The 7228-nt window shown below is 72.0% G+C and carries 5 protein-coding genes; 4 read left to right on the top strand and 1 reads right to left on the bottom strand.

The genetic code is table 11. From position 1 onward, the window contains the following. A partial coding sequence (locus G569_RS0111760) for an FAD-binding and (Fe-S)-binding domain-containing protein (RefSeq protein ID WP_211232966.1) occupies window positions 1–2294 on the bottom strand: 2294 nt, incomplete at its 3' end. Between the two features lie 36 nt (window positions 2295–2330). Between G569_RS0111760 and G569_RS0111755 the strand changes: the two genes are divergently transcribed. The 4 genes from G569_RS0111755 (at window position 2331) to G569_RS0111740 (ending at window position 7226) form a co-directional block, all read left to right on the top strand. Further along, window positions 2331–3467: a pyridoxal-phosphate-dependent aminotransferase family protein gene (locus G569_RS0111755; protein WP_028063560.1), complete on the top strand. Its 1137-nt coding sequence runs from the start codon at window positions 2331–2333 to the stop codon at window positions 3465–3467. Continuing rightward, on the top strand, window positions 3464–4591 hold the full coding sequence (locus G569_RS0111750; RefSeq protein ID WP_028063559.1) for a CaiB/BaiF CoA transferase family protein: 1128 nt from the start codon (window positions 3464–3466) through the stop codon (window positions 4589–4591). The genes G569_RS0111755 and G569_RS0111750 overlap by 4 nt, the downstream gene beginning before the upstream one ends. Continuing rightward, a complete protein-coding gene (locus tag G569_RS0111745; RefSeq protein ID WP_028063558.1) occupies window positions 4579–5319 on the top strand; it encodes an enoyl-CoA hydratase in 741 nt (246 codons plus the stop codon). The genes G569_RS0111750 and G569_RS0111745 overlap by 13 nt, the downstream gene beginning before the upstream one ends. Before the next feature lie 83 nt (window positions 5320–5402). Next, window positions 5403–7226: an FG-GAP-like repeat-containing protein gene (locus tag G569_RS0111740; RefSeq protein ID WP_028063557.1), complete on the top strand. Its 1824-nt coding sequence runs from the start codon at window positions 5403–5405 to the stop codon at window positions 7224–7226. Window positions 7227–7228: the final 2 nt, after the last annotated feature.

Genomic DNA, 7228 nt, shown 5'->3' with positions numbered 1-7228 from the left:
GTGAACGAGTCCGCGAGGAACACGACCTGGCCCCTCGCGCCCGCCGCGCCGCTCGCGCCCGCCGCGCCGCTCGCGCCCGCCGCGCCGCTCGCGCCCGCCGCGCCGCCCACGCCCGCCGCGCCGCTCGCGCCCGCCGCGCCGCCCGCGGCCGCCGCGCCGCTCGCGCCCGCCGCGCCGCGGCGCGGCCCGGCGCCCTCTTCGCGGCGCCGCGTGCGGTCTGACCATTTGACCAAAGTCTCGCGCTCGAAGCGCGGGAGTGGGCGACGGTGATCGATTCCCGTCACTTTCTCCAGCAGGCGACGCGGAACGGGCAGGTTCGACAACGGAGCCGTTGCACTTCCGACACGATTGAGCGTTCTGATGGAGGCGAACAGCCGGGAGCGCAGCGGGGTGCCGTGGATCGCGTTGTACTGGGAGAGGAACTCGGACTTCAAGGTCGCCATGTCGACCGAGAGCGGGCATTCGCTCTTGCACGCCTTGCACTCGAGGCAGAGGTCGAGGATCTCGTGCAGGCGCTCGTCGCCGAGGGCGGCGGCCGGGTCCGGCGATGCCAGCGCCTTGACGAGCGCGTTGGCGCGCCCGCGGGTGGCGTGCTCCTCCTCGCGTGTGGCCATGTAGGACGGGCACATGACGCCGCTGCCGACCTTGCGGCACGCCCCGATCCGCTGGCAGCGGTCGGCGGCGGCGTGCATCGACCCCTCGGCGAACGTGAAGTGGGTCTCCAGCGGCGCGGGCTGCGGGTACTCGGCGTCGCGGATGTGGACCGGGAGCGGCTCGGCGTCGACCATCACGCCCGGGTTGAACACGCCGGCGGGGTCGAACAGCCGCTTCACCTTCCGCATCGCCCCGTAGAGCTCCTCGCCGAAGATCCGCGGGTTGAACGGCGAGCGGATGCGGCCGTCGCCGTGCTCGCTCGAGTTCACGCCGTCGAACTCGGCGACGAGATCGACGACCTCGCTCGCCACCGCCTGCATCAGCTCGACCTGGTCGGGACGCGAGAGGTCGAGGAAGGGGCGGATGTGCAGACAGCCGACGGAGCAGTGGCCGTAGAAGCCGGCCCGCAGTCCGTGCGCGGCGAAGATCTCCTGAAAGCGGACGACGTAGTCATGGAGGTGCTCGGGCGGCACCGCGGTGTCCTCGACGAACGCCGCCGGCCGGGTGCGGCCCTCGCTGGACGCCATCAGCAGGCCGAGCCCGGCTTTGCGCACCTTGGTCAGCGCCGCTTGCTCGGCCGCCGTCTCGGCGCGCAGGAAGTGGTAGCCGTGGCCGTTGCGCTGCCACACGCGCTCCAGCCGGTCGAGCTTGTCGCGGACCTCCGCGTCGCTGTCACCGGAGAACGCCACGAACAGCAGGGCCTCGGGATCGCCGGCCAGCGAGTCGGCCAGGCTGCGGTACTCGAGCTTCGCGCGCGAGAGCCCGAGGATCATCCGGTCGATCATCTCCACGGACGCCGGCCCGAGCTCGAGCGCGTCGTGGGTGGCGTCGATCGCGCCGAGCAGCGAGTCGAAGTGCCCGACGGCGAACATCTTCGCCTTGGGCAACTCGACGAGCTTGACGGTGGCACCGGTGACGATCGCCAGCGTCCCTTCGGAGCCCACGATCAGCTTCGAGAGGTCGAACGGATCGAGTCGGTCGAGCCGGTACCCACCGGACTGGCGCCAGTGCTTCGGGTAGTCGGAGGCGATCGCCCGCGCGTGGTCACGCAGCACACCCCGCACGCCGTCGTAGAGCGACCGCTCGAACGCCGACGCGGGCACCGAGTCGGCCGAGAACGTCGCCCGCGAGCCGTCGGCCAGCACGACCTCGAGCTCGACCACGTGATCGACCGTCGTGCCATAGACGATCGACTCGCTCCCGGAGGAGTTGTTGCCGATCATGCCGCCGAGCGTCGCCCGGTTGGAGGTCGACGTGTCAGGACCGAAGCCGAGCCCGTGCACCGCGGCGGCCGCGTTGAGCCGCTCCTGCACCACGCCCGGCTCGACGCGCACGCGCCGTCCGGCGACGTCGACGTCGCCGATCGCGTCCATATGGCGCGAGAGGTCGAGCACCAGACCACGGCCGCCCGCCGCCTGGCCGGCGAGGCTCGTGCCACCGCCGCGGGGGACGATCGGAACGCCCAGCCGCGCAGCCACGCTCACCGCGGCCGCGACGTCGTCGGCGTCACGCGGGAACGCGACCGCGAGCGGCTCCACGGCGAACATGCTCGCGTCGGCCGCGTAGAGATGCCGCGTGTAGGCGTCGGCCCGCACGTCCCCTGCCAGCTCCCGCTTCAACGCGGTCGCGAGCTCCTCCATGGTCAAAACTTGCCCTCTCGCTAGGGTGTGAAACATCTGGTGTATAGACCCGGCCGTCACTTCCTCCAGATCCCCGGCCCCACGAATGTTCCCGACCGGGTGCTGCGGGCGATCGACGCGCCCACCATCGACCACCGCGGTCCGGACTTCGCGCAACTGGGCCTCGAGGTGCTCGACGACCTGAGGACAGTTTGTCGTACCGAACGACAAATTGCCATCTACCCCGCTTCAGGCACCGGTGCGTGGGAGGCGGCGCTCGTCAACACGCTCTCGCCGGGCGACCGGGTGATCGCCTACGAGACCGGGCATTTCGCGACGCTGTGGCGAGCGATGGCACTGCGTCTGGGCCTCGACGTCGTCTGGCTCGAGGGCGACTGGCGCACCGGCGCCGACCCCGAGCGGATCGCAAACGCGCTGACGCCCGACACCCGCGCGGTGATGGTCGTCCACAACGAGACCTCGACCGGTGTCACCAGCCGCATCCCCGACGTGCGGGCGGCGCTCGGCGACCATGACGCGCTGCTCCTCGTCGACACGATCTCCTCGCTCGCGAGCATCGACTACCGCCACGACGAGTGGGGCGTCGACGTCACCGTCGGCGGTTCGCAGAAGGGCCTGATGCTCCCCGCGGGCCTGAGCTTCAACGCAATCTCCGCGAAGGCGCTCGAGGCGTCGAAGTCCGCGAAGCTGCCCCGTTCGTACTGGGACTGGGCACCGATCCTCGCCGCGAACGAGCGCGGTTTCTGGCCCTACACGTCCGCGACCAACCTGCTCTACGGGCTGCACGAGTCGCTCCAGATCCTGCTCCGAGACGAAGGGCTGGAGAACGTCTTCGCCCGCCATGCCCGTCACGCGGCCGCCACCCGCGCCGCTGTCGCGGGCTGGGGGCTCGAGGTGCTGGCGCTCGACGAGCGCGAGTACTCGAGCTCGCTGACCGCGGTGCTGCTCGACGGCTCGGACGAGCTGCGCAACACCATCCTCGAGCGGTTCGACATGTCACTCGGCGCGGGCCTCGGCCGGCTCGCCGACAAGGTCTTCCGGATCGGCCATCTCGGCGACTTCAACGACCTCATGCTCGCGGGCACGCTGAGCGGCGTGCAGATGGGCCTGAAGCTGGCCGGTCACGACGTGGGGGACGGCGTGAGCGCGGCGCTGGAGTACCTGCAGCGGTGAACGGCCCGCTCGACGGGGTGCGGGTGATCGAGCTCTGCCAGGTCATGGCCGGGCCGTTCTGCGGGCAGGTGCTGGGGGACATGGGGGCGGACGTGGTCAAGGTCGAGCCGCCTGGCACCGGGGATCAGACGCGGGTCGGGATGGGCGATCACGCCTTCCGCGCCGTCAACCGCAACAAGCGCAGCGTCACGCTCGACCTCAAGCGGGATGAGGACGTCGCGACGTTCCACCGCCTGGTCGCGGCCGCGGACGTCCTCACCGAGAACTTCCGTCCCGGGGTGTCGAAGCGCCTGAACGCCGACTACGAGACGTTGCGGGACGTGAACCCGCGCCTCGTCTACGCGTCGATCTCGGGCTTCGGGCAGACCGGGCCGTACGCTCAGCGGCCCGGCTTCGACCTGATCGCGCAGGGCGCGGCGGGCGTGATGAGCGTCACCGGCGAGCCGGGCGGGAACCCGGTCAAGGCGGGCGTGCCGGTCTCCGATCTCTCCGCCGGGCTGTTCTGCGCGATCGGCATCCTCTCCGCCCTGCACAGCCGCGCGCGGACGGGGGAGGGGCAGTGGGTCGACACCTCGCTGTGGGAGGGCGCGCTCGCGCTCGGCATCTGGGAGACCGCCGAGCTGTGGGTGACGGGCAAGGCGCCGCAGCCGCTCGGCTCCGCGCACCGCCTCACGGCGCCCTATCAAGCACTGCGCACGCGCGACGGCCACATCACCGTCGGCGGCAACAACGACAAGCTGTGGCGGCGGCTGTGCGCGACGATCGGGCGGGAGGACCTCCCGGACGACCCGCGCTTCGCCACCAACCCCGACCGCATGGCCAACCGCGCCGCGCTGGCCGAGGAGCTCGAACGCGCACTCGCGGCGCGCACGACCGCCGAGTGGGTCGACGCGCTGCTGGAAGCGGGCGTCCCCGCCGGCCCGATCCTCGACTACGCCCAGGTCGTCGCCGACCCCCACACTCGCGCACGTGACATGGTGGTGGAGATGGAGCACCCAGAAGCCGGCACGGTCAACGCCCTCGGCATCCCCGTCAAGCTCAGCGCCACGCCCGGCACGATCCGTCGTCCCGCTCCGCTGCTCGGCCAGCACAACGACGAGGTGCTCCGCGAATGGCTGACGTGACACTGACCCGGCGCGACGGCACCGCCTGGGTGACGTTCGACCGCCCCGAGGCCCACAACGCGATGACGTTCGCGATGTACGACCGTCTCGTCGAGCACTGCGAGACCGTCGACGGCGACGACGCGATCACGGCGATGGTCCTGCGCGGCGCGGGCGGCCGCGCGTTCGTCGCCGGCACCGACATCCGCCAGTTCGCCGAGTTCGAGACCGCCGAGGACGGCCTCGTCTACGAGGCCCGCATCGACGCGGTGCTCGATCGCCTGGAGACGGTGCGCAAGCCCACGGTCGCGCTCGTGGACGGCTTCGCCATGGGCTCCGGCCTCGCGATCGCCGCCGCGTGCGACCTGCGCGTCATCACCCCGAACGCCAAGTTCGGGATGCCGATCGCGCGAACCGTGGGCAACTGCTTGTCAATGGCCAACTACGCCCGCCTCGCCCAGGCCCTCGGCGCCGCCCGCCTGAAGGACGTGATGTTCCGCGCCCGCCCGATCGAGGCCGACGAGGCGCTCGCGATCGGCTTCGCGTCCGAGCTCGTCACCGACGACCCGGAGCCCCACGTCGAACGGCTGTGCGCCGTGCTGTCCGACCACTCGCCCACGACGCTCTACGTCACCAAGGAAGCCCTCCGCCGCGCCCGTCAGGTCCCGGGCGGCGACGACCTCGTCCTCGCGGCCTACGGCTCCGAGGGGTTCCGCACCAACGTCGCCCGCTTCCTAAAGCGCACATAAGGGGTCAGACCCCTTATGTGGGGTTTATGATCGGCGAGGCGTCCCGACATGCGATCTCGTGCCCTCGTCTCGGTGTTGGGACTGTGCCTCGCGGCCTGCGGTGGGGGGCGGGCGACGGTGCGGCGGGCGGGGAGGGCGTGGCACTGCCCGCGCCCGCGACGTCGCTGGCGCTGGGTGACGACGGGACCGACCAGGGTCTCGACACGCTGTGGGCGACGCACGAAGGTGGGTTGTCGACGATCACGCCGCGGATCGAGGGCGGCGCCGCGGTCACCCGCACGCTCGGGCTGCCGCACGCGGAGCCGGTCGCGGCGGCGAGATACGGGCCGCTCACGTTCATCCTCGACCAGGCGTCGGAGTCCGTGCTCGTCCTGGACCGGGGCGCGCAGATAGCGACGCTCAATGTCGGGACGCGCCCGAGTGCGCTCGAGGTCGGCGATTTCAACACGGACGACGAGCCGGACCTCGCCGTCGCGAACGAGGGGTCGAACGATGTCTCGATCATCCTCGGCGGGCCGAGATCGACCTTCCTGCCCGAGCGCCGGATCGCGGTCGGTGAGCGGCCGCGCGCGCTGGTCGAGACCGACCTCGACCACGAGGCTGGGCTCGACCTCGCGGTCGCCAACTCCGGGTCGAACTCGGTCAGCCTGCTGCTCGGCGACACCAAGGGCGGCTTCACCCGCGCCGCCACCGACCTCCCCGTCGGCGCCGGGCCCGTCGCGTTCCTCGCGGCCGACCTCGACGGCGACGAGATCGAGGACCTCCTGGTGGCCGACAGCCTCGACGGCACGCTCGCGCCCCTGTTCGGCCGTGAGGGCCTGCCGCGGCCTGGACCGCGCGTGTCGCTCCCCGGCGGGGCAGACAGCCGGCCGGTCGCGCTCGAGTACGTCCACCGGCCCTATGAGGACGCGGGCGCTGATGTCTACGTCGCGGCGAGCGGCACGGGCGCGGTGCTCACGCTCTACGTGACCGCGGGCGGGAGCTTCCGTGCGGCGCGCGCGCTCAAGGCACTGCCCCAGCCGGTCGCGCTCCAGACGGGCCTGTTCGCCGGCGACCGACAGCCCGACCTTGCCGTGGCGACCGCTGACGGCCACGTCGCGATCATCCCCACCCCCGGCGATCGCCTGATCGCCGCCGACGTCAAAGCCGCGACCGTCACCGCCCACGACGGCGCGATCGTCTGGTCGCGCCGCCTCGGGCCGCACCACTACGTGCTGGCGACGACACAGGGCGAGATCCCCGCGAAGGCATCACGGAAGGAGCCGCGCCCACGCATCGGGCGGGCGAAGCCCGACACGCCGGTCCTGACGCGCCGACGCTGTGGTCGCACGCGCTGCACGCCGGTGACATCGAGCCTCGACGGCACCCACGAGCGGCGGCTGGCGATCCGCGTGCCGTCGGGGTGCGAGGTCCGCGACGTCGCGCGCTGGGAGACGGCGCTCGCCTACGTCGTCACGCACAAGCGCGGCTGCCCGCAGCGCGCCGCCGGGCTCTGGCTCCGTCGCGGCACGGCGAAGGCGCGACGGATGAGCCGCTTCGCCGACGCGCTCGGCGACCTGCGCGACGGCCGCGTCACCTGGCACGAGACGCTCTACCACGGCAGCGGGTGGCGGCTGCGCATCGCCACGCTCGACGGCAAGCCGAAGACCGTGATGAGCGGCAACCTCGACTGCTGCCTGATCGACGGCGGAGCGATCGGCGGCGGCTACGTCTACTGGGTCGAGAGCCCCGACACCGAGCGTGCGTCGCTCGGCCGCAAGCGCCTCGACCTGCGGGGCTGCCAATACCTCGAGCCCGGCGACGGCTTCCCGTGGCACGGCGGCATTGGGCTCGACCGCGGGCGGCCGGTCTATGTCGACGACTTCGGCGTCTTCGAGGTCGTCAATCCGCGCTGGACCCGCTGCTGAAG

Origin of the sequence: Solirubrobacter soli DSM 22325, assembly GCF_000423665.1 — a bacterium.
GTDB classification, from domain to species: Bacteria; Actinomycetota; Thermoleophilia; order Solirubrobacterales; family Solirubrobacteraceae; genus Solirubrobacter; species Solirubrobacter soli.
The sequence above is the reverse complement of the archived record's forward strand: the minus strand, read 5'-3'. Positions and strand labels throughout refer to the sequence as shown.